This is a genomic window from Polymorphospora rubra, from assembly GCF_018324255.1.
GTDB lineage: Bacteria > Actinomycetota > Actinomycetes > Mycobacteriales > Micromonosporaceae > Polymorphospora > Polymorphospora rubra.
In genome coordinates, this window is the sequence record NZ_AP023359.1 from 7,787,015 (window position 1) to 7,810,233 (window position 23,219).

Annotated in this window: 18 protein-coding genes; 4 read left to right on the forward strand and 14 right to left on the reverse strand. The window is 73.2% G+C overall.

The window, feature by feature from the left end; all coding sequences use genetic code 11:
• Nucleotides 1–79 precede the first annotated feature (79 nt).
• The 13 genes from Prubr_RS34195 to Prubr_RS34255 form a co-directional block, all read right to left on the reverse strand.
• Entirely contained in the window at nucleotides 80–1,024 is a 945-nt protein-coding gene (locus tag Prubr_RS34195) for an ROK family protein (RefSeq protein ID WP_246568037.1), read from the reverse strand.
• Complete coding sequence (locus Prubr_RS34200) at nucleotides 1,021–2,475, reverse strand: argininosuccinate lyase (protein ID WP_212819565.1); 1,455 nt, start codon at nucleotides 2,473–2,475, stop codon at nucleotides 1,021–1,023. The genes Prubr_RS34195 and Prubr_RS34200 overlap by 4 nt, the downstream gene beginning before the upstream one ends.
• A gap of 46 nt (nucleotides 2,476–2,521) precedes the next feature.
• A complete protein-coding gene (locus Prubr_RS34205) occupies nucleotides 2,522–3,631 on the reverse strand; it encodes an amidohydrolase family protein (RefSeq protein WP_212819567.1) in 1,110 nt (369 codons plus the stop codon).
• A complete protein-coding gene (locus Prubr_RS34210) occupies nucleotides 3,628–4,422 on the reverse strand; it encodes a creatininase family protein (RefSeq protein ID WP_212819569.1) in 795 nt (264 codons plus the stop codon). Before Prubr_RS34210 ends, Prubr_RS34205 begins: the two co-directional genes overlap by 4 nt.
• Nucleotides 4,410–6,155, reverse strand: a complete 1,746-nt coding sequence (locus tag Prubr_RS34215; protein WP_212819571.1) for an ABC transporter permease — start codon at nucleotides 6,153–6,155, stop codon at nucleotides 4,410–4,412. Before Prubr_RS34215 ends, Prubr_RS34210 begins: the two co-directional genes overlap by 13 nt.
• Nucleotides 6,152–7,201 carry an ABC transporter ATP-binding protein gene (locus Prubr_RS34220; RefSeq protein WP_246568041.1) on the reverse strand — a complete coding sequence of 350 codons (1,050 nt, stop codon included), beginning with the start codon at nucleotides 7,199–7,201 and terminating at the stop codon, nucleotides 6,152–6,154. Before Prubr_RS34220 ends, Prubr_RS34215 begins: the two co-directional genes overlap by 4 nt.
• Before the next feature lie 117 nt (nucleotides 7,202–7,318).
• Complete coding sequence (locus Prubr_RS34225; protein WP_212819575.1) at nucleotides 7,319–8,368, reverse strand: extracellular solute-binding protein; 1,050 nt, start codon at nucleotides 8,366–8,368, stop codon at nucleotides 7,319–7,321.
• Between the two features lie 35 nt (nucleotides 8,369–8,403).
• Complete coding sequence (locus Prubr_RS34230; protein WP_246568043.1) at nucleotides 8,404–9,492, reverse strand: ROK family protein; 1,089 nt, start codon at nucleotides 9,490–9,492, stop codon at nucleotides 8,404–8,406.
• A 482-nt stretch (nucleotides 9,493–9,974) separates the two neighbouring features.
• A complete protein-coding gene (locus Prubr_RS34235; RefSeq protein ID WP_212819580.1) occupies nucleotides 9,975–11,450 on the reverse strand; it encodes a YibE/F family protein in 1,476 nt (491 codons plus the stop codon).
• A 235-nt stretch (nucleotides 11,451–11,685) separates the two neighbouring features.
• Complete coding sequence (locus tag Prubr_RS34240; RefSeq protein ID WP_212819582.1) at nucleotides 11,686–12,336, reverse strand: DUF1345 domain-containing protein; 651 nt, start codon at nucleotides 12,334–12,336, stop codon at nucleotides 11,686–11,688.
• 103 nt (nucleotides 12,337–12,439) lie between these two features.
• The gene (locus Prubr_RS34245; RefSeq protein WP_212819584.1) at nucleotides 12,440–13,747 is read right to left on the reverse strand and encodes an outer membrane protein assembly factor BamB family protein; all 1,308 of its coding nucleotides are present in this window, start codon (nucleotides 13,745–13,747) and stop codon (nucleotides 12,440–12,442) included.
• A 70-nt stretch (nucleotides 13,748–13,817) separates the two neighbouring features.
• Complete coding sequence (locus Prubr_RS34250) at nucleotides 13,818–15,119, reverse strand: outer membrane protein assembly factor BamB family protein (RefSeq protein WP_212819585.1); 1,302 nt, start codon at nucleotides 15,117–15,119, stop codon at nucleotides 13,818–13,820.
• Nucleotides 15,120–15,213: 94 nt separating this feature from the next.
• Nucleotides 15,214–16,554, reverse strand: coding sequence for an outer membrane protein assembly factor BamB family protein (locus tag Prubr_RS34255; protein ID WP_212819587.1), 1,341 nt, complete (start codon nucleotides 16,552–16,554; stop codon nucleotides 15,214–15,216).
• Nucleotides 16,555–16,878: 324 nt separating this feature from the next.
• Here Prubr_RS34255 and Prubr_RS34260 point away from each other — a divergent pair, with 324 nt between their 5' ends.
• The 4 genes from Prubr_RS34260 to Prubr_RS34275 all read left to right on the forward strand — a co-directional run bounded on the left by Prubr_RS34260 (nucleotide 16,879) and on the right by Prubr_RS34275 (nucleotide 21,391).
• The gene (locus Prubr_RS34260) at nucleotides 16,879–18,132 is read left to right on the forward strand and encodes an SGNH/GDSL hydrolase family protein (RefSeq protein ID WP_212819589.1); all 1,254 of its coding nucleotides are present in this window, start codon (nucleotides 16,879–16,881) and stop codon (nucleotides 18,130–18,132) included.
• Between the two features lie 126 nt (nucleotides 18,133–18,258).
• Nucleotides 18,259–20,406 (forward strand): APC family permease, encoded by a 2,148-nt coding sequence (locus Prubr_RS34265; RefSeq protein WP_212819591.1) that lies wholly within the window; start codon nucleotides 18,259–18,261, stop codon nucleotides 20,404–20,406.
• Entirely contained in the window at nucleotides 20,325–20,546 is a 222-nt protein-coding gene (locus Prubr_RS34270) for a hypothetical protein (protein ID WP_212819593.1), read from the forward strand. Before Prubr_RS34265 ends, Prubr_RS34270 begins: the two co-directional genes overlap by 82 nt.
• 26 nt (nucleotides 20,547–20,572) lie before the next feature.
• Nucleotides 20,573–21,391: a spermidine synthase gene (locus tag Prubr_RS34275; RefSeq protein WP_246568045.1), complete on the forward strand. Its 819-nt coding sequence runs from the start codon at nucleotides 20,573–20,575 to the stop codon at nucleotides 21,389–21,391.
• 404 nt (nucleotides 21,392–21,795) lie between these two features.
• On the opposite strand, the gene Prubr_RS34280 is transcribed toward Prubr_RS34275, so the two are convergent.
• Nucleotides 21,796–23,115: a hypothetical protein gene (locus Prubr_RS34280; RefSeq protein WP_212819595.1), complete on the reverse strand. Its 1,320-nt coding sequence runs from the start codon at nucleotides 23,113–23,115 to the stop codon at nucleotides 21,796–21,798.
• Nucleotides 23,116–23,219: the final 104 nt, after the last annotated feature.

Consider the following 23,219-nt stretch of genomic DNA (forward strand, 5'->3'; position numbering starts at 1 on the left):
CACCCGATACGGCCACGGGCGCGGCACCGGTTCGGTGCCGCGCCCGTGCGCGTTCCGTCCAGGTGAGACGGTCGAGGGACTAGCGGTGCGCGGCCATCGCCTCGCCGGCCATCGTCACCGCGCCGAGCAGCGCCGCGTCGTCGGCGAACGTCGACAGGACCACGTCCGGCCGGTGCGGCAGCACCGCGGTCAACCGATCGGCGAGCAGCCCACGGACCAGGTCGTTGCGGGCCACGCCGCCGACCAGCACGACCCGCCGCGGGTCGACCAGCAGGCAGCAGGTGGCCAGGTGCCGGGCCAGCTCGTCGACCCGGACGAGCAGCGCGTCCCGGGCCGGACCCGGCCGCTCGGCGTGGCGGCACAACTCCGCGGCCCCACCGGACATCCCCAGTTCGGCGGCGAGCAGGTCCAGGGCCCGGCCGGAGAAGACCGCCTCCAGCATCGTGTCGTGCGGAACGGCGGGCCAGTGCGCGCCGGTGACGGCGTACGCGATCTCACCGGCCGCACCCCGGTGCCCGGCGACCACGGATCCGCCGACGGTCAGCGCCGTCGCGACCCCGGTGCCCAGACCGACGACGAGCCCGGGATCCGCGTCGCGCAGCGCGCCGAGGCGCAACTCGGCCAGGGCGGCGGCGTTCAGGTCGTTGCCGACCTCGACCACGGAGACCGGCAACGCGGCGCGCACCGCGTCGGCCAGCCGCAGCCGCTCCCACCCCGGCACGTTCGGCGCCAGGTCGATGCCGTCGTCGCGGACCACGCCCGGCGAGGCGATCCCGGCGGCGGCCAGCGAGCCGCCGGCGTCCGACACGAGCCGGCCGGCCAGTTCCAGGGCCCGGTCCAGGGCCTGCCCGGCCCCCCGCCCGGCATACGTCGGCACCCGCTCGGAACGCAGGATCCGGCCCTGCGCGTCGGCCACCGCCACGGCCATCTTGGTGCCGCCGAAGTCGATGCCGAGCAGCCGGCGGGCGTCGGGACGTACGGGTTCCGGCCGACTCTCGACGACCGGACCACTGTGCACGGTCACCGGCCCACCCGTCCGGCCACGGCGGCGTCCAGCGCCTCGTCGGCCCGGGCCAGCCGCTCCCGCAGGCCGGCGACCCGCACCGAGACGCCGTCGAGCACCCCACGGACGACGGCCACCTGGGCGCGTACGGCGGCGGTCCCCGGACCGTCGGCCTGGGCCCGGTCGAGAACCAGCCCGGGGCGTACGGCGGCGGCGATCAGGTCGTCGACCGCGGTGTCGCCCAGCGGTTCGGGCACGCCGACATCGGTCGCGGCGGCCCGCACCCGCTCCGGCGTCCAGGTGTCCGGGGCGCCGCCACGGATCAGCCGGCCCACCACCGAGTGGGCGGCCCGGAACGGCACCCCGTGCCGGGTCAGCGCGTCCGCGGCGGCCGTGGTCGTCGCCCCCGACGCGACGATCTCCGCCGGAGCCGGCGGCTCCAGCGGGGTCAGCTCGGCGAGGAAGCCCCCGAGCAGGGCGAAGAACCGCTCGGTGCGGTCGTCGCTGTCCCACAGCCGGGTCTGCACGTCGGTGGTCGCGTTGTTGGAGTCCTCCCACCAGGCCGCGCCGACGTTGTTGAGCACCGACGCGGCGTCGCCCGCCGCGGCACCGGCCATCGACACCAGATGCTCCAGCACCACCGGATTGCGCTTCTGCGGCATGATGCTGCTGCCCTGGGTGAAACCCTCCGGGGTGTTCACCCAACGCCAGGTCAGCCAGTCCATCAACGTGCGCGCCAGCCGGGCGCCGGTCGCCAGCGCCTGCGCGTTGAGGGTGGCGACCCGGACCAGGTGGTCGGCGCCGGCGACCGCCTCGTACGAGTTGGTCACCAGCCCGTCGAAGCCGAGCAGCTCGGCGAGCCGGGCCGGATCGATCGGCAGGTCGGTGCCGGCGAACGCGCACGAGCCGAGCGGCGAGCGGTTCATCTGGTCCAGCAGGTCGGCGTACGCGACCGCCTGGCCGGCCAGCGCCTCGGCGTACCCGGCCAGCGCGTGGCCGATCGTGGTCGGCTGCGCCGGGCGGCGGTGCGTGTAGCCGGTGATCACCACGTCGGCGTAGCGGTCGGCGCGGTCCAACGCCGTCACACCGGTCGCCAGCAGCCGGTCGACGACCCGCAGCAGCTGCTCGCGCAGCACCATCCGGAACACCCCGGCGTCCAGGTCGTTGCGGCTGCGGGCCATCTGCACGTCGAGCTGCGACGTCGGGATGCCGCACGCGGCGGCCAGCCGCTTCTCCACGGTGAAGTAGACGTCCTCGACACTGCCGTCGAACACCAGCGGCTCCCCACCGTCGCCGCGCAGCTCCCCGAGGCCGCGCAGCAGCAGGGCCGCCCGGTCCGCCGGGACCAGCCCCCGTTCGGCGAGCATGACCACGTGCGCCTGGCTGGCCCGCACCATCGGGCCGAAGAGGTGGCCCGCGTGATGCTCGAACGCGACACGCAGGTGGTGCTGCTGGTAGGTGTTCAGGCTCATGGCAAATCCCTTGGTTCGTCGCGCCGGGTCGCCCCGGCGGTCGCTGCTAGGTCGGCAGACCCAGCAGCCGTACGGCGTTTCCGGCGAAGATCGCTTGCAGGTCGGACTCGGGCATCCCCATCTCCCGGCAGATGCGTAACTGGTCGTCGAGGTAGCGGCCGACGTAGCCGCGCGGGAACCACGACGAGTCGCTGCCGAACACGATCCGCCCCGGGCCGATCGTCTCGTAGCAGCGGCGGAACAGGTCGTCGAGCGTGAGCCGGTACGGCATCCAGCGCACCCACTGGTTCGAACCCGACGTGTCGACGTGGATGTTCGGGCAGCTCCAGCAGGCGAACAGCAGCTCCTGCACGTGCTGGACCCCGAAGTGCGGCACCACGAACGGCAGCTCCGGAAACCGCCGGGCGACCCGGGCCAGGTGGTTCGGGCTGTCGTGCGGGCTCGACGACAACCCGCCGGCACTGCCGTAGTGGCCGACGTGCACCAGGACCGGCACCCGCAGCCGGTCCGCCGTACGCCACACCGGATCCAGGTCCGGGTGGTCCAGCGGGCCGCGCAGCAGCGGGGCGAACAGCTTCAGGCCGCGCAGGCCGCGTACGGTCACCGCCCGCTCCAGCTCGGCCGCCGCGTCCGGCGCGAACGGGTCGTGGTGGGCGAAGCCGAGAAACAGGTCCGGGTGCCGGTCGACGGCGTCGGCGAGCGCGTCGTTGCCGCCGCCGGTGACGAACACCGCCCGGCGTACGCCCTGGGCGCGCAACTCGTCCGCCCACCGGTCGGCCTCCACCAGCCGGTCGGCGGGCGGCTCCGGATCCGGGAACGCCCAGGCCCGCCGCCACGCCGCCGCGTACGGGGCATTGCCGGCGGCGCGGACCGCCCGCTCGTGCTCGCCGCCGGGGTGCATCCCGGCGGCCTCCTCGCAGGAGCGGATGACCGGGTCGTCCTGGATGCCGAGGTGGAGATGGAAATCGACTACGTCGATTGCTCGTTCCTTGCTTCGGACCTGGTCAAGGTGGGTGGAGCGAGGACCGACTCCGTCGGTCCGGACCTGGTCAGGCTGGGTGGACCGGGGACCGACTCCGTCGGTCCGGACGTGGTCAAGGCCGGTGGGACGAGGACCGACTCCGTCGGTCCCGGATGGGGCGTCGGGATGCGTCATCGTGATTCGGGTTCCGCCAGCGGAGCGGCGTCGGGGGCGGCCGGTAGTGGGGCGGCGAGCCAGGCGTCGATCAGCTCGCCGAGCCGGGTGGCGGCGAGTTCGCGGACCCGGTCCCCCGTCGTCCGCGTGGCCAGCGAGATGTGACCGGACCAGCCCTCCCACGGATTCGGGCGGGACTCGATCAGCACGTACGGGTGGCCGGTGGCCAGCTTCGGCCGGGGCGGCAGGTCGGTGACGGCGTCGGGGCGTACCGCGTCGGGGTCGAAGCCGAGCACCGCCGACGTCTCGTACGCGCCGCCGTGGCCGCGGGCCGGCAGGTCGCCGTAGATCTGCGTGGTCTCCGCCGGGGTGACCAGCTGGAACCAGTTGGCCAGCAGCAGGCTGGCCAGGTGCCGGCCGGACACCCACTCCATCGCCGCGCGCACCGTCGACATGTTGGCGTCGTGCCCGTTGACGACCAGGACCCGGGGGAACCCGGCGGCGACGATGCCCTCCAGCACGTCGCACAGGTACGCCACCGCGATCTCGGGCCGGACCGCGATCGTGCCCGGCCAGGGCCGGGTCTGGCCGGGGCAGGCGGTGTACGGCACGGCCGGGAAGAGCACCCCGCGTCGGCCGTCGCCGCCGGTGCTCCTCGCGAAGCCCTCGGCGAGGATCAGGTCGGTGCCCAGCGGCAGGTGCGGCCCGTGCCACTCGACCGCCCCGACCGGCAGTACGGCGAAGTCGGCGGTGGCGGCGACGTCGGCGAGTTCACCGCCGGGCACCCGGCTGGCGTGGATCAGTTCACCCATTGGGTCGCCTCCCGCGAGGTGCGCCGGCCGCCGTTCTCCAGCCGGCCGGACACCAGCATCACCACGAAGATCAGGGCCACCTGGAGCATGCCGTACGCGGCGGCGGTGCCCATCTCGAACGAGTACATCCGGTTGTTGATCGCCACCGAGATCGGCGTGGTGCTGGAGGTGTAGATCAGCACCGAGGCGACGAACTCGCCGACGCCGTGCACGAAGGCCAGCAGGGCACCGGCGAACACGCCGGGCAGCATCAGCCGCAGGGTGACGGTGCGGAACGCCCGCCACCAGGTGGCGCCGAGGTTGCGGGCGGCCTCCTCCATGCTCGGGTCGAGCTGGGCCAGCGCGGCCGAACTGGACCGGAACACCAGCGGCAGGAACCGGACGAAGTACGCCAGCGGCACGATCCAGAAGGTGCCGACGAGGACCTGGCCGAGGCTGAACGCGTTGCCGGTGCTGAACGCCGAGATCAGGTTGATCGCGACGACGGTGCCGGGCAGCGCCCAGGCGATCATGACGGCGACGTCGAGCAGCCCGCGGCCGAAGAACTTCAGCCGCCGTACCGCGTACGCGGTGAGCACGCCGATGACGATGCAGCCGACCGTGGCCAGCGCGCTCATCTGCAGCGAGTTCAGGATCGGCTGGAACGACCGCGGCTCGGTGAAGATCGCGACGAAGTTCTCGGTGGTGTAGACGCTCGGGATCACCTCGGTGGTCCACGAGCCGTCCGCGGAGAAGGCGACCAGCGCGATCGTGGCGACCGGGGCGAGCAGGACGACGGTGGCCAGCAGCGAGCCGAGCAGCGCCAGCCAGCGGCCGAACGGGTTGGTGATCTCGCGGCGGTGGGCGGCGATGCCCTTGGACATCGAGCGGTAGCTGCGCCGCCCCTCGTACCAGCGCATGCCGAGCAGGAAGACGATCGAGACGATACCGAGCACCGAGGCGTAGGTGGACGCCATCGGCAGGTCGCCGTTGGTGCGGTTGATGTAGATCTGCATCGTCATCGTCTGGTCGACGCCGAACAGCAGCGGCGCGGTGTACGACGCCAGCGACGTCATGAAGACCAGCAGCGAGCCGCTGACCAGGGCCGGGGTCAGCATCGGCAGCAGGATGGTGCGCCACACCCGGACCCGGCTGGCACCGAGGTTGTACGCGGCCTCCTCCACCGACGGGTCCATGCCGGCCAGGGCGGCGGACGCGGCCAGGTAGAAGAACGGGTACATGGTGAAGGTGTGCACGACGAGCACGCCGGCGATGCCGTCGAACGGCAGCACCGGGTTCGCGGTGCCGAAGAGCTGTTGCAGGCCGCGGGGCAGGATGCCGGTCTCGCTGTAGAGCAGCTGGAACGAGATCGCGCCGATCAGCGGCGGCAGCGCGGCCGGCACCAGGATGATCGCCTCGATGAGCCGCCGGCCGGGGAAGGTGAACCGCTTGAGCAGGAACGCCATGCCGACGCCGACGATGCCGCAGAGCAGGACGCTGGCCGCGGAGATGGCGAGCGAGGTGAGCAGCGAGGCGCGGGCGACGCCGGCGCTGCCCAGGAAGCTGAGGTAGTTGCCGGTGCCGTCCTCGGCGACGCTCTCCCCGAAGGTGGCGAGCATCGGCTGCACGACGTAGCCCCACAGGACCAGGGCCAGCGGCAGGACCAGCAGGTACGGGAACCAGCCGGCACCGGATCCGCCGCGCAGCCGCCCGGTGAGGACGGCGGCACGGGCGCCGAGGGTGGTCGAGCTCACGGCCGCACCACCCACATGCGGTCGGCGGGCAGCCGTACCTCGAGGCGGTCGCCGACCGCGACGGTGGCGGGTACGTCGATGGCCGACACGTTGACCGTGGTGCCGGCGACGTCGAGGGTCAGGTTCGTCGACATGCCGGTGAACTCGACGTCGGTGACCTGGCCGGGCAGGGTGTCCTTGTCGCCGGGCCGGGCCAGCGCGACGTGTTCGGGGCGGATGGAGACCAGGGCGGTGTCGTTCTCGGTGAGCCCGTGGCCCTCGGGTGCCTTGGCGGTGGCCCGACCGCCGCCGGGCAGGCCGACGTCGACGGTGGTGTCGGTGGCGCCGAGGACCGGCAGGGACAGCACGTTGCTGCGGCCGATGAAGCGCGCCACGAAGGTGGTCGCGGGCCGGTGGTAGATCTCCTGCGGGCTGCCGACCTGGCGGACCCTGCCGGACTCCATCACCGCGATGCGGTCCGACATGGCCATCGCCTCGGCCTGGTCGTGGGTGACGTAGATGGAGGTGAGGCCGGCGTCGCGCTGGATGCGGCGGATCTCGGCGCGGGTCTCCTCGCGCAGCTTCGCGTCCAGGTTGGACAGCGGCTCGTCGAGCAGCAGGGTACGCGGCCGGATGACCAGGGCGCGGGCCAGCGCGACCCGCTGCTGCTGACCGCCGGAGAGCTCGTCGATGCGGCGGGTGCCGTAGCCGCCCAGGTGCACCTGGGCCAGTGCCTCGTCGACGCGGCGGGCGGACTCGGCCCGGCCCACCTTGCGGATCTTGAGGCCGTACGCGACGTTCTGGGCCACGGACATGTGCGGGAAGAGCGCGTAGTTCTGGAAGACCATGCCGGTGTCACGCTTGTTCGGCGGCCGACGGGTGACGTCCTCGCCGCCGAAGCGGATGTGTCCCGAGGTCGGGAAGTAGAACCCGGCGACCATCCGCAGGGTGGTGGTCTTGCCGCAGCCGCTGGGTCCGAGCAGGGTGAAGAACTCGCCGGCCGCGATGGTGAGGTCGACGTCGTCGACCGCCGCCACGTCACCGCCGCGGGCGAAGCGCTTGCTCACCGACTCGAGCGTGACATCGATCATGATGTGCCTTTCGGAATGTGCCTGAGCGCCCACGATGGGGGCGGGCGCGGGTGGTGCGCGGCCGGGCCGGTGCCGGGCCCGGCCGCGTACCGGTCAGCCCTTGTTCTTGATCTCCGCGTTCCAGTGGTTGATCCACTCGGTTTCCTTGGCGGCCACCACGGACCAGTCCACGTTCATCGGCTTGAGGTCGAGCTCGGTCAGCCACTGCGGCTGCTCGGCGATCTCGACGGCCGGGATCTGGAAGTAGTCGCGGGCCAGGTCGGCGCGCAGGCCGTCCTCGTAGAGGAACTCGAGGAACTTCTGGGCCCCGGTGCTGTTGCCGCCCTTGACCGCGCCCACGCCGTCGACGAGGACCGGCGCGCCGGAGGCCGGCATCACGAAGCCGAACGGCATGTTCGACTGGTTGGCCTGGAGCAGCACGTCCTGGAGGTTCCAGGCGCTGACCACGCCCTGCTCGCGGGAGAGCTTCAGGTAGAGGTCGGCCGGGTTGGCCGCGTAGTCGGCGGTGTTGGCGTCCAGCTTGAGCAGCCAGTCGAAGCCGGGCTGCGGGTTGGAGCCGTCCGCCGAGAACCGCTGGATCATCGACGAGTAGATGGAGCGCATGCCGCCGGAGGCCGGCACGTCCCGGATGATGATCTTGTCTTTCCAGGCCGGGGTGATCAGGTCGTCCCAGTCCTTCGGCGCCTGCTCCGGGGTGACCGCCTTGTTGTTGTAGACGATGACCTGCGGCAGCAGGATCTCGCCGAACCAGCGGTTCTCGGCGTCCTTGTAGTTGGCGTCCATACCCTGCGCGAAGGTGGGCTGCCAGGGGGCGAGCAGGTCCTCGCCCGCGCCGGCCGACAGGCCCTGCTGGGTGCCGCCCCACCAGACGTCGGCCTGCGGGTTGGCCTTCTCGGCGCGGACCCGCTCCAGGATCTCCTGGGCGCCCATGTTCAGGACCTCGACCTTGCCCTGGTATTCGGGGTTGGCCTCGGTGAACTTCTCGATGACGAAGTCGGTGACCTTCTTGTCGCGCGCGGTGTAGATGACGATGTTCTCGACCGATTCGGACGACGACGACGTGTCGTCGCCGCCTCCGCCACATGCCGTGGTGACGGTCATGAGCGCGGCGAGCGCGCCGGCCAGAGCTAGGCGACGTCTCATGGGGAACCTCCGGTTGAGGGACTGGCGGGGATGAACTACGACGGGGAGGACTGGTGGGTGGCGGCGGCGGACAGCGCGTAGCTGACCGCGCCGTGCAGGACCGCCCGGTCGCCGAGCACGGCCCGGCGTACGTCGGTCGCCGCGGGGGCACGGGTGGCGACGAGGTCCTGGAGGCGGTCGAGCGCGGCGTCGTCGAGTTGTGCCGCGGCGCCGCTGAGCAGCACCCGGCCGGGGTCGACGACGCAGACGCAGGAGACGATCAGCCGGGCCCAGGCTTCGAGTACCTCGGCCAGGTAGTCGGCAGCGGCCGCCTCGGTGTCGGCAAGTTCGACGAGGGTACGCACGGCCTCGGCCGGTCGACGACCGGGACGCAGCGCCACGACCCGCTCGGCGATGGCGTTCTCCGACCAACGGGCCTCGAACGGGCCGACGCCGTCGTAGCCGCGCTCCTGGCCGTCCAGCGGCAGGAACCCGACCTCGCCGGCGGCACCGGCGGCGCCGCGGCGGACCCGGCCGTCGAGGATCAGGCCGGCGCCGACGCCGTCGGCGACGTGCAGCAGCAGCAGGTCGTCGACGTCGGCACCGGCACCGGCGGCGTGCTCGCCGGCGGCCATCAGGTTGACGTCGTTGTCGACGACGACGGGTACGCCCAGCCGCTGCCGTACCGATTCTCCTATCGGCCGGTCCTCGACCAGGCCGACGGACGGGGCGAGCCGGACCGCGCCGCCGGACGACACGCCCGGCGCGGCGATCGCGACGCCGCGCAGCGACGGCAGCGCCGCGCCGACCAGTTCGGGGACGAACGTGCAGACCGTCTCGACGATGTCGGAGCCGATCCGGGCGGTGCGGTGGGCGATGACGGCGCCGTCGCTGTCGGCGATCTCGCAACTGATCCGGGACGGCTCGAGTGACACGGCGGCGACGAGTTCGGCGCGCGGGTTGAACTCGAGCATCGTCCGGGGCCGGCCGGACCGCGACGCGGCGGTGCCCCGCTCGACGAGGTATCCCTCGGCGATCAGCTCGCGCACGAGCGGGGTCAGGGTGGCCGGGCTGAGCCCGGTCAGCTCGGTCAGTTCCGCACGGGACAGCACGCGTACCTGCCGGGCGGTGGAGATCACGGACATCCGTTTGATCTCTCGGGCCCGTTCCCGGCTCACGGGGCTGCTTGGTGGAGTCACCACGTCGGTCACACTTTCTTCCTACGGCGAACGAAGTATGGCGTCAAGTCACGGGTTGATCTCGAAGGCCCAGCGACACCCCACTGAACAGGACGAACGCCACACACCGGCGGATGCCGGGCGGCGGGTGCCACCTCGGCCGCCCGCTCGCCCGCCACCCAGTTGCTTCCTCGTGGAAAGAAACAGCGGGCCCGGAGTATCGACGCACGTCCCTAACGATCTCTACCGTCACCGGACGAAAGGCACTCGGCAGTCTTCCCGGGACACCCCGGACACCGCCACCCCTGATCGGTCGCCGTCGACACGCCTACCGACCACAGTCGACAGACGCCGGCCCCCCGGCCCCCCACCTCGACGAACCGGGCGCCAGCGGGGTCATCCGGTCGTGATGACTCCGCTGGCGCCCGGTTCGGGGCGACGGCCGCCGGTCAGGTGGCTGCGGCGGTGGAGGCCTTTCCACGCCCGGGCTCGGCCACCAGCACGGCGAGGGCGGTGGTGATCGGCACCGCGGCCACCAGGCCGATCGTGCCGACCGCGCTGCGGACGATCTCCTCGGCGAGGAACTCACTGGTGAGCAGGTTGCCGACGTCCTGGCCACCGGCGGCGATCAGGAGCAGCAGCGGCAGGGACGCGCCGGCGTACGCGAGCACCAGCGTGTTGACGGCGGACCCGACGTGGGAGCGCCCGACCCGGGCCGCCGCCCGGTAGAGGTTCCGCCGCGACGTGGGGTGCCGGGCGAGTTCGGCGACCGTCATCGCCTGGGTGACGGTCACGTCGTCGAGCGCACCGAGCGCGCCGATGATGATCCCGGCCAGCAGCAGCCCGCGCATGTCGACGTTGCCCTGCATGACGGCGAGGTAGGCACTCTCCTCGCTGCCGACCCCGGTCAGTTCGATCAGCGCGGTGAAGCCGGCCCCGAGCAGCCCGGTCAGCACGAGGGCGACCAGCGTGCCGAGGATCGCCACCGACGTGTGCACGCTGGTGCCGTGGGTCAGGTAGAGCACCGCGAACATGATCGTCGCGGCGCCGACGACCGCGACCAGCAGCGGCGACGAGCCGGCCAGGATCGCCGGGATGACGAAGAGCAGCAGGACGCCGAAACTGACCGCGAGCCCGGCGATCGCGCTGAGGCCCCGCCAGCGCCCGAATCCGATGATCACCGCGGCGGTCAGGGCGATCAGCCAGATCATCGGCTGGCCGCGCTGGTGGTCGGTGATGGTGTAGGCGACGCTGCCCGGCACCATCCCCTCCAGCACCAGCAGCACGACGTCGTCACCGACGTCCACACTCGGTGAGCCGGGACCGCGGGGCAGTTCGACGGTGGCGGTCTGGCCGGCACCGGCGCCCTCGCCGATCCGTACGTCGGCACTGCCACACGGCCAGCCGCCGAGACCGCCCGGATCCTCGGTCGACTCGCCGACCGTCGGGTCGCCCTCCGGGCAGGGTTCCTCGACAACGCGGACCACCTCGCCGTAGGCGCGTTCGGTCGGGTCGGCGGCGGCCGAGGTGGCCCGGTCGCCCGGCCAGAGGACGAGCAGACCGACCAGGGTCGCCACCGCCGCCGGGATCAGGATGGCGAAGACGGCACGCCGGGTGTGGGCGCTCGCCGGTCCGGCCGGTCCGTGGTGGTGATGGTGGCCGTCGCCCGGCACCGGGCCGGCGCCGGGCCCGCCCGCGGTCACCGTCGGTTCCCCGGCTCCGGGCCCGGCCGGCCCGTCGGCCGACGCCCCCGGCCGACGCGCGGTCGGGGCGGGGCCCGGGTGGCCGGCCGGCGGTGCCTCCGGGGCGGGCTCCGCGGGCGGCGGCCAGCCGGTCGCGGCGGGTTCACCCGCCGGTGCGGCCGCCGGCGGCGGGTCGGTGCGGCGCTGGCGCGGCGTACGGTCGTCGGTGCCCGGGTCCCACATCCGCGGCCCTCGATCCGCCCATGGATCGTCCCGCGTGGCCCATCGGTCGTCGGTCACGTAGCCCTCTCGGTCGTCCGGCCGGCCGGCGGCGCCGGCCACCCCGGGCCGCTGGCCGCGCCGCAACCTGGGCCGGTGACCTGCGCGTCCGCTCCGGGGCAGCGCCGAGCCTAGCCGATCGGCGGGCCGCCGCCCCGCACCGCAGCCGGTGCCGGCGGCGGGCCGGACCGGCCCCGCGTCACCTGGCCAGACCGGCGATCAGATTGATCGCCGCCGCGATGATCACCGCTCCGAACAGGTACGACAGCAGCGAGTGCCGCAGCACCGTGGCGCGGATCCCGCTGTCGGTGACGTTGGTGTCGGAGACCTGGAACGTCACGCCGACGGTGAACGCGACGTACGCGAAGTCGGCGTACCGGGGCGGCTCCCGCTGATGGAAGTCGATGCCGCCGTCCGGCCCGGTGTAGTAGAGGCGGGCGTACCGGGCGGTGAAGACGGTGTGCACGACGGCCCAGGAGAGGATGACGCTGCCGATGCCGGCCGCGACGTACGGGTTGGTCAGCCGGCCGTCCCGGGCGCTGGCGTCGACCAGCACGAACCCGACCGCGACCAGGCTGGCGACACAGGCGGCGAGCAGCAGTACGTCGGTGACACCCCGGCTGGGGTCCTCCCGCAGCGCCAGCCGGGCGGTCGTCGCCGCGTCCATCCGCCAGATGGCGGACCAGACCCAGATGAGATAGACGACGGCGGTCACGTCCCAGCCGATCAGCGGGGCCGGCAGCGGCGAGTCGAGCAGCGCCGCCACCACGCCGGCGACCAGCCCGAAGGACGCGATGACCGCGAGGTGGGTCACCGACGCCCTCGGCCGGTCGTCGCCTGGTTCCGCCATCGCGTCGTCCGGTCTCCCGAGCCGGGCGTCGCCCCTCCCCTGCCTGCCACCCTGCCCGACCCGACGCCATGATCGCCCGGTTCCGGGCGGATTGGCGCCGGGTTCAGCGGTAGCGCCACACCCGCACGGTGTCCCTGTCGACCTGGCAGGCGACGTACGTCCGGTTGGACCGGCAGTCCTCGACGGGGTACGGGACGCTGCCGAGGAACCGCAGGCTGGCCGATTCGCTCTCGAGCAGCGCGAACGACGACCACCGCCAGACGTCGTCCACCTGGACCAGCACCTGCCGCGCCCCGTCGTCGGCGGCTGCCGTCCCCTCCCAGCCGGGCAGGTCGAGCAGCGTACGGCCGTACCGGTCGACGAGGCGGTGCGACCACGGCCGGTCGTCGATCCGCTCCAGAACGAGCAGGTGACCGGCCCGGTCGCCGGCCAGGACCTGGGTGGAACCGTCGACCGGGAAGCCGCCCAGCTCGGTGCCGTCGGCGGGGTCGAGCACCGTCAGCCGGTTCTTTCCGTGGAGGCAGACGTGCGGACCGCACGGCGCCGCGAAGGCGAGCCCGGGCCGGGCGACGCGCCACCGCTGTTCCAGGGTGTCGACGGCGTATCCGGCGAGCGCCTCCTCGTGATGGACGATCAGCAGGTCGCCGACGCTTCCGCCGTCGATCACCAGTTCCCCGGGGCGGGTGGGCAGGGTCGCCCGGACGGCACCGGTACGCACGTCCCGGACCTCGATGCCGGGGCCCATCGTCTCGACCACCAGCACCGTCCCGGTCGCACCGGCCGCGAACCGGCCCGCGATGACCGACTCCATGGCCCACAGCTCCCGGCCGGTGTCGAGATCGACACCCCGCATGAACCGCCCGGCCGGACCGGAGCCCGGGGATGGCCGGTGGCCGGGCGGGCCGTCGTCCTCGCCCAGTCCCACCCCGCCGGAGCTGAAGATGATCGCCGGGCGGGTCGACCACCGGACCTCACCCGTCTCCGGATCGACTCCGGAGGTGAACTCGTCGTTGTTGCCGACCAGGAGCTGGGTCCCGCCCGGCCAGACCGCCAGTTCGACGTTCAGGCCGAGCCGGTCGCTGGCGGACGACGGGCCGACCGGGCTCGTCCAGCGGACCGTGCCGGTACGCAGGTCGTACGCGGTGACGACGCGCCGCGCGGTGGCCAGGTCGAGTTCGGCGCTGTAGAGGGCGTCACCGGCCAGCACGTAGTGGTGCATCGGCGAGATCGGCACCGTCGCGACCTCGGCGAACGCCGGCTCCGGCGGGGGTGCGCCGCCACCGGTCGCCAGGACCAGCAGGGCCGCCAGCCCGGCCAACACCGTACGCCGGTGCCGGACCGCCGGGCGGCGGGATCGACCGGTCCACTCCCGACGAACCGGCCGGACCCCGAGATCGATCACTGTGGACACTGCCCGGGACCTCCCCGTCGACGACGTACGACGGCGCGAAGCGTAGCGGGCCGGGGCACCCCGCGCCGGCTCAGCGGTAGCGCCAGACCCGCAGCTCCTCCTGGCCGGTCTGGCAGGTGATGTAGGTGTCCGACGCCCAGCAGTCGGCCGGCCGGTACGGCACGGACCCGAGGACGCGCACGGCCGCCACCACGGGGTCGAGCACCGCGAACCACGACCGCGGCTCGTCGGTGGCCCGGCCCAGCACCGGTCGGGTCCCGAACTCCGACCCGACCGGCATCGACCACTCCGTCAGGTCGACCAGGATCCGTCCGGTGTGCGGATCGACCACCCGGCCCTGCCCCCCGTTGCCGTAGAGAACGACATGTCCGGCATGCACGGCCGGCGGCCCCCCGCTCACCGGGCCACCCACCGCCGCTCCGGTGGCGGCGTCGAGGAACCACGTCCGCCTGTCCTTCACGAAGCACACCTGGGCGCCGCATGGCACCCCCACGCCGTCGCGGGCCGGCGCCGGGACCCGCCACCTCCGGGTCAGGGTGTCGACGTCGTACGCCGTCAGCGTCGTGTCCGCGCCGATGTAGACGAGTTCGCCGTCGGTCATCGGGACCATTGCCGCCGGACGGACGCCGTCGACCAGCCGGGCGCGCACCGCGCCGGTGTGCCCGTCCCACACCTCGATCACGCCGGCGACGGTCACGACCAGCAGGAGCGGACCGGTCGTCCGGTCCAGCGGCTGGTAGGACCGGATCGGCGCCGACCGCCACAGTTCGGCGCCGGTGTCCAGGTCGATGCCGCGCACTACCCTCCCGAGCTGGCCGACCGGCTCCCCCTGCTCCCCGTCGACGGTAGGGTCGCCCGGGCCGGGCAGGACGACCTCCTCGGTGCTGTAGCCGGTGCCGTGGCCGCCACCGTCGACCCGGTGGCGCGCCGTCCACAGGACCCGGCCGCTGGCCGTGTCGAGCGCGACGGTCGAGAGCCCCCGGCTGACGAGGACCCGGTCGCCGGCCACCCGCACGCCTTCCATGACCACGCCGCCCGAGTCGTCGAGCACGGCCCCGGTCAGCGGCGTCGTCCAGAGTTCGGCGCCGTCGACCAGGTCGTAGGCGGTCACCACGGCCGGCGACGGGTCCATCCGCACGCTGTAGAGGATGTCGCCGGCCAGCGTGTGCAGGTGGAACGGGGAGGTGGGCCGGATCGCGACCTCGACCAGCGGCGACCGCGCCGGCGGTGCCGAACCACCGGCCGCCGCGATCATGAGCACGGCCAGCGCACCGGCTGCCAGACGGGCGTACCGGCCCACCGGGAGCCGGGCACGGTCGGGCCGCCGGTCCTGGCCCTGCGGTCCGAGTTCGATGGTGACCGGCGTGCTCATCCGCCGCCTCCGTCCATCGCCGACGATGCCCGGATCCTAGCCACGTCGGCCCGCCCGTACCTGCCCGTCGCCGGCGGCGCGGTCCGGGCCCGGGTCAGCGGTAGCGCCAGATCCGCAGCTCCTCGGGGGCGGTCTGGCAGGCGACGTGGGTGGCCGACGACTGGCAGCGGTAGGAGCGGTGCGGCACCGATCCGACGATCCGGACGGCGGTGGCGCCCGGATCCAGCACCCCGAACCACATCCGCGGCTCGTCGCTGCTCCGCATCAGCACCGTCGGTGACCTGCCGTCCGACCAGACCGGTTCCGGCCACTGCGTCAGGTCGATCAGGGTACCGCCGGTCGCCGGGTCGACCGTACGGGTCAGGTTGCCGTTGTCGTCGTGCATGAGCAGATGGCCGTCCCGCTCCTCGGCGGCCCAGCCGTCGACCATCCCGCCCACCGGTCGTCCATCGGCGGCGTCGAGGAAGATCGTCCGGCCCCGCCCCTGATCCGGATACCGGTCGCCGGCGGCCCGCCAGTGGCAGACGTACCGGCCACAGGGCATGCCACCACCGTCGTCGCCGGGTGGCACCTGTGCCCGCCACCGCGGTTCCAGGGTGTCGGCGGCGTACGCGGTCAGGGTCCAATCCACGTCGGTGACGTAGATCAGCCCGTCGCCGGCCGTGACCTCACGGGGCCGATCGTCGGGGCCGGTGATCCGCTGCCGGACGGTCCCGGTGCGGGCGTCCCACACCTCGACCCGGTGGTCGGCGGTGACCACGAGCAGCGCCGCGCCCGCGCCGGGCAGGGAATCCCCGGACCGGACCGGCGGCGAGACCCACAGTTCGGTGCCGGTGGCCAGGTCGAAGCCGCGCAACTGGACCCGTACCTCCTCCGGCGGGTAGTCGCCGAGCGGGGCGACCAGCGGCCCGCCGTCCCTGCCCGCCAGGACCGGCCGGATGCTGTAACCGATGCCGTCGGTGCCGGTCGGGATGATCCCGTGACGGACCGTCCACAGTGTCCCGCCGCTGGCGGCGTCGACGCCGATCGTCGAGTCGGCGCTGGTCAGCAGGACCAGGTCACCCTCCACCCGGAGGTAGAGGTTGACCCACAGGCCGGCCCGGTTGAGGAGGTTGTCGCCGACCGGCACCGCCCACCGTACGGATCCGTCGCGCAGGTCGTGGGCGGTCAGGGTGCGCGACGTCTCGCCGTACTGGGCGCCCAGGCTGTAGAGCACGCCGTCGCTGATTGCATGCCGGTAGGCCGGTGCGGTCGGCACGACGGCGACCTCGGTCAGTCGTGGCTCCGCCGGTCGCGCCGACGCGGCGGTGATCCCGACCAGCAGAACGGTCAGGGCGGCGAGCGCACCACGCACCTGCCGGGCGCGCGACGGCCGGGACGGTGCGGCCTCGGGTTCGGGTTCGTGTTCCCGCACCCCGAGTTCGATCACGGTCATCACCGCACCTCCGTCGATCTCGGTGCCGGCACCGGCAGTGATCAGTGGTGACACCGGACCCGCAACCAGTCGGAATCGGTCCGGCCGGCGACGTGCGTCTCCGACGGACCGCAGTCGACCAGTCCGTACGGTACCGACTCGAACTTCTGCGCGGAGGACCCGCCGGGTTGCCGGCGGAGCGGAGCGGGGCCGCGACGTCGCCCGATCGTATCGACGCATGGAATTGCCTGAACAGGCCAGGCATTGACGATGTTCGCCACGCATGATCTGATCGCGATTGCGGAGAATCTTTCATGTTTCGATGCTCGGATTGGAGATCCCTCGATGTTTCGTCGCACCGCGATCGCCGCCGCGATACTCCTCACGGCGGCATCGGTCAGCGTTCCCGCCGCGTACGCCGCACCCGCCCAGGTCGCCAGCCTGCCCACCGCGGCGGTCGCGCTCGGCGACAGCTTCGTCAGCGGCGAGGGCGCCGGGGCGTACGCCCCGGTCGTCGACGTCAACGGGACGGCCCAGAACTTCCCCGGCTGGTCCGCGCCGAACAGCAACGCCTACTTCTGCCACCGCTCGGCAAACGCCTCCCTGCACCAGGCGAACCTGCCGGGCATCCAGGCCAGGTTCAACCTCGCCTGCTCGGGCGGCCGCCCGTACGACATCGCCAGCGCGTCCAACACCCGCGACAAGGGCCGTACGGTCGCCTCGCAACTCGACCAGTTGCGGGCCGTCGGACAGACCCACGACATCGACCTGGTCCTGATCGGGCTCGGCTCCAACAACAGCTCGTTCACCTTCGGCGACGTGGCGACCAAGTGCGCCAACCGGTTCATCGCCGACGCGTGGACCGGCTGGTGGGAGTTCTGGGCCTACCTCGGCGGACCGGTCGAGCAGGCCCCCTGCGCCTCCGGCGACCTGGCCACCGACGCCCAGATGGCGGCGGCCACCGCGGAGACGACCAACGCGCTGCGGTCCCTGCTCACCACGCTCGCCGAGATCGACGCCGACGGGCAGCACCGGGTCGTCTTCCAGGACTACACCAACCCGCTGCCGTTCGACCTGCAGTCGTCGTACCACACGGCCGACGGCCGCGACGACAGCCGGGACAAGTTCCGCGACCTCGGCGCCGTCCGGTACGCCGCCGGCTGCCCGATCCACCGGGCCAGCCTGTCCGCCGGCCACATCTTCTCCGGCAACCTCGGCAACCTGGTCCGCTCGGCGCACACCACGCTGTCGGCCGAGTTCCCCGGCGCCGACCTGGTCTACCTCAACGTGCAGCGGGCCTTCGACGGCGCCCGGCTGTGCGAGAACACGGGCAGCCCGACCGGCACCCTGGCCACCCCGATCCGGCTGATGGACGGGCCGACCGGGGTCTTCGTCACCAGCCTCTCCGGCAAGGACAAGATCGCGATCCAGCGGATCGCCAACGCCTGCGTCACGTACTTCCAGACCTGCCAGGAGTCGTGGCACCCGAACGCCGCCGGACACGCCGTACTCGGGCAGTGCCTGTCGGGCGCGGCGACGACCGCCAACCGTACGGTCGCCTGCGTGCGCTCCGGCACCGGATCGATCACCGTGAGCTGACCTCCGGGCGACGACGGGGCCCGCGCCGACCACCGGCGCGGGCCCCGTCGCGTTCCGGCGGGTGTGTTCCGCCCGCCCGCGGGTACGCGAGCCGCCGGCAGGCGGACACGGACGCGGGGCGGTCGGATGGGCAGGGACGGACGGGACGGGACCGCCCCGGCCGCGAGTCCGCTCACCCCGGGCGCCGAGTTTCCCCCGCTGACCGAGCAGGAAACGGCCGCCCTGCGACGCATCGGCGAAAGGTGGACGGCCACCGCCCCGGGCCGGGCCGGCCGCGACGCCCCGATGCCGGTCGACCCGGCGCTCGGCCTCGCCCCCGACCACCGGCCGACGCGGCTCGCCCGGCTGGCGCCGATCCGGCTCTTCCGGGCCGTACCGGACCGGCCGGGACGCGACGAACTGGTGACCACCACGCCGGCCCCCGCCCCGGCCTCGGCGGTCGGCCGGGCGGTTGTCCGTCTCCGCCGGCTCGTCTTCGGCCCGCCGCTGGCCAGCACCGCGATCGTGCGCGAACGCATGCGCAAGCTGGTGGCGCTGCCGGTGCTCTCCTCCGACCTGCTGTCCTCGGTCGCGTACGGCCCGGAGGCCATGCTCACCGTGCTGGCCCTCGCCGGCACCGCCGCCCTCGGCCTGTCCCTGCCGCTGGCCGCCATGCTGATCGGCCTCATGATCGTGGTCGGGGTCTCCTACCGGCAGACGATCCCGGCCTACTCGCACGGTGCCGGCTCCTACCTCGTCGCCAGCGACAACCTCGGCCCCCGGGCCGGCCTCGCCGCCGGCGCCGGGCTGCTGATGGACTACATCCTGACCGTGTCGGTGTCGGTCGCCGCCGGCGTGCACACGGTCACCTCGGCGGTCCCCGCCCTCGCCCCGTTCACCGTGCCGCTCGGGCTGCTGTTCATCGGTGTGCTGGTCGCCGGCAACCTGCGCGGGATCCGGGCCGCCGGCAACCTGTTCGCCGCACCCACGTACCTGTTCGTCCTCGCGATCGGCGCACTGGTCGCGTTCGGGCTGGCCGACGCCGCCGGGCGCGGCTTCACGCCGGTGCCACCGCCACCGGTCGCCGCCGCCGAAGGGATCGGCCTGTTGCTGGTCCTGCGGGCCTTCTCGTCCGGTGCCACGTCGATGACCGGGATCGAGGCGATCTCGAACGCGGTACCGGTATTCCGCCCGGTCGAGTGGCGCAACGCCCGCACCACGCTGACCTGGATGATCTTCATGCTGGTCGTGCTGTTCGCCGGGCTGATCGCGCTGTTCCACCTCAACGGGCTGGTGCCCCGGGCCGACGAGACGCTGCTGTCCCAACTCGCCCGCACCACGTTTCCCAGCGGCCCCTGGTATCTGCTCGTCCAGGGAGCCACCGCGCTGATCCTGATGTTCGCCGCGAACACCGCGTTCAACGACCTGCCCCGGCTGCTGTTCTTCGTGGCCCGCGACGGTTACGCCCCCCGCCGCTTCCTGCACATGGACGACCGGCTGGCGTTCGGCAACGGCATCCTGCTGCTCGCCGGCGCCTCGGCGCTCATCTTCGTCGCCTTCCGAGGGCACACCGAGTCGCTGATCCCGCTGTATGCCGTCGGCGTGTTCCTGGCCTTCACACTGTCGCAGGTCGGCATGGTCGTGCACTGGCGGCGGCACCGGGAACGGCACTGGACCCGCAAGCTGACCCTCAACGCCGCCGGCGCGGTGGCCTGCGCCCTGGTGCTGGTCACCGCGGCGGTCACCAAGTTCACCGAGGGCGCCTGGGTGGTGGTGGTCGCCATCCCGCTGATGATCGTCGGGGCGATGCGGATCCGGCGGCACTACGACACGGTGCGGGCCGCGCTGGCGCTGCGCCCGCCGGGCCCGGACACCTCCCCCGCCGGGCACCCGCCGGCGGACCGGGCGGCGCCCACCGATCCGACGGCGCCCACCGATCCGGCCGCGTCCACGGGTCGGGCGCCGCCCACGGATCAGGCGCCGCCCACGGACCGGGGGACGGGCAGGAGGCAGAGGAGGTCCCGCAGCAGGTCCGGCACCTCGTCGTCGTACCGGTGGTGCGGCTCGATCTGGCCGCCCTCCGGGCGCTGGCGTACGCCGCCTCGCTCGGGCAGCCGTGCCTCGCCGTACACATCAGTCCCGACGACGCCGAGGCCGACCGGTTCCGCGCGGAATGGCAGGCGTGGGGCGACCACCTGCGGCTGGAGGTCGTCGTGTCGCCGTACCGGGCGGTCATCGCCACCCTCGCCGGCTACCTGGGGGCGCTGCACGCACTGCGCCCCGACGTCGCGTTGACGGCCGTGGTGCCGGAGATCGTGGTACGGCGGCGGTGGCACCGGCTGCTGCACGGCGGCACCCCCCGCCGGCTGCGCCGGGCGCTGCGCGACCTGCCCGGGCTGGTGATCACCAGCGTGCCGATCCACCTCACCCGCTGACCGGCCGCCGGCTACCGTACTTCGTCGTGGGCAGGCGTACGACGCGGACCCGGCAGGCCGGGATCGAGCAGGCCGTGGATCTCGGCGTGGCCGAACTGCGGCCGGATCCGCAGCGCACCGGCGGCGTCACCCTGCTCGTCGACGGCGTACCGCAGTCGTACGTCGACCCCGCCGACCCGACCTACCTGCACTTCGACTACGTACGCCGGATCGCCTCGGTCGTCGACGCGATCGCCCCGGCCGGCGCGCCGTTGCGGGTGCTGCACCTCGGCGGCGGCGCGCTCACCCTGCCCCGCTACGTCGCCGCCACCCGCCCCGGCTCGACGCAACTGGTCGTCGAGCGCGACGCCGCCCTGGTCGAACTGGTCGGCCGGGCACTGCCGCTGCCCGCCGACTTCGACGTGCGGATCCGCGTCGACGACGTACGCGAGGTCGTCGGCCGGTCGACCGACGGACCGTTCGACCTGGTGATCGGCGACGTCTACCGGGGTGCCGCGATGGCCGGCGGGGTCGGCACGGCGTCGTTCGCCACCGGGCTGCGCCGGATGCTGAGCACCGACGGCGTCTACACGCTCAACGTCACCGATCTGCCGCCGCTGGTCCTCTCCCGGGTACAGGCGGCCACCCTGCGGGCCGCGTACGGCGACGTGTGTGTGCTGGCCGCCCGCACGATGCTGCGCGGCCGACGGTACGGCAACGTGGTGCTGGCCGCGTCCGGCACGCCGGGCCGGCTGCCGGTCGACCGCCTGGTCCGGGCGGCGCTGCGCGACCCGGTACCCGGGATCGTGCTGCACGGCCCGGCACTCGACGAATTCACCGCCCACACCCAGCCGTCCCCCGACTGAGATCCACCCCGGCCGCCCGTTTCCCCTGCGCGCCCCAGCCGCGCCCCAGCCGGGCGCCGGTCAAGGAGTCGACGTCGTCACGGCGGGCGGATCGTCCGCCATGTCCCTCGATCGACGGGCTGGAAGGGTACTGGCTGTCGTGGTGATCGTCTGAGGACGACCGCGCGTAGTCACCGTCAGGCTCCACAGCGACTTCGCTGTGGATACGCCGAATTCGCTGTGGCCCACAACAGTGACACCCAACCCCCGCCGCGCCGGTCTGGGAACGGCAAGCGTCCGGCTGCACCTCAGGTCCCCACCTCGATCGTCTGCGGTTCAGGCACTCGACACGCCGAGATCGCAGTGCCCGAGCCGCAGACGATCACCTCCCCCACGGGCCAGCCCGGGAACCGGCGCAGCCGGGATCAGTCCCAGTCGGCCTGGGGTACGGCGACGACGACGCGGTGGTCGGCGTACTCGGTCTGGGTCCACAGGTAGTCGGCGACGCCCTCGGTCGGGTCGTACCAGTACGACAGGTCCTCCGGCCCGAACGCCCAGGTGTACGACGCGGTCCGGCCGGTCGCGCTGTTCCAGTGCCGCAGCGTGCCGAAGTGCGACGCCACGGTGCCGCCCCGGCAGCCGTTGCTGCTGCCGAACCAGTACCTGCCGTTGTACGCCGCCACGCCCTGCATCTGCCGGTAGCCGGTGTTCCAGGCGGCGGTGGCGGTGACCGTACGCCCGTCGGCGCCGGTCGTCAGCTTCGAGTCGGCGCCGAGCGGGAAGCGGACCAGCCGGGACGCGGTCGCGGCGGTGGCGGCGTCCTCGGCGTACTCGCCGACGACCAGGGCCCGGTTGGCGGCGGCCGGGCCGCGGTCCACGGTGAGGAACGAGAACCGCAGGTCGTTCGTGCCGGTCGGCCGGACCCGGCCCACCTGCGGCATGACGTAGCGGTAGTCGAAGGCGTGGTAGCTGCCGTCGGACTGCCGCCCGACCGCGCCCGCCAGCCCGGTCGACACCTCGTAGATGCGTTCGAAGTCGAAGACCCGGAAGCCGCCCCGGGTGTCGGCGACGTAGAGGTGACGGCCGTACCAGCCGATGCCACCGGCGTGCAGGGCTTCGCCGTTGCCGCTCAGCAGCGGCTTGTACGTCCCCCGCCCGGCGCTGTCGAGGGTGGGCTCGACCAGCAGCAGGTGGCGGTAGGTGTTGGCGAAGTCGGCGTCCCAGTCCACCAACGACAGTCGTACGCCCTTGATCGGCAGGCGGGCGGACTGCGGCACCTCCGGGTCGCGCGGGCAGCGCCCGTCGAGCGTCACCCCGGTCCCCTTGTGGTACGCGGCCGAGGCGACCAGCTGGCGTCCGGCGTAGTGGCCGCCGTCGACGGCCTCCCGGGTGGTGGTCAGCCCCTGCGGGTACCACTGGGCGGTGGCGTCGTCACCGTCGTTCCAGCAGAACCCGATCGTGTCGGCGCCGGAGCGGTCCCGCAGCGCCTGCCACGTCGACTGGTTGCACAGCGCGGTCCGGTCCCGGTTGGCCGCGTCCATCACCTGCGGAACGGTGCGCCGCCGCCCGGCCAGCGCGGTGTCCAGCGCGGACAGCGCGGGATCGAAGGCGGTGAAGTCCTGGTCGAGGGTGAACCCGGCCGGGTTCAGCGTCGCCGGGGCGGCGAGGGCGGGCGCGGGCACCGCGAGCGCGGCACCGGTGACCGCCAAAACCGTCAGAGCAGCCGCTACAGGTCGAAAACGCATCCACACATCTTAATGCAACGCCGACCCCCCTCCCGCCCCGACCAGCCCGCCCCGCCGCGCCCAACCGACCCGCCCGACCCGGCCCGACCGGCCGCCCCGACCCG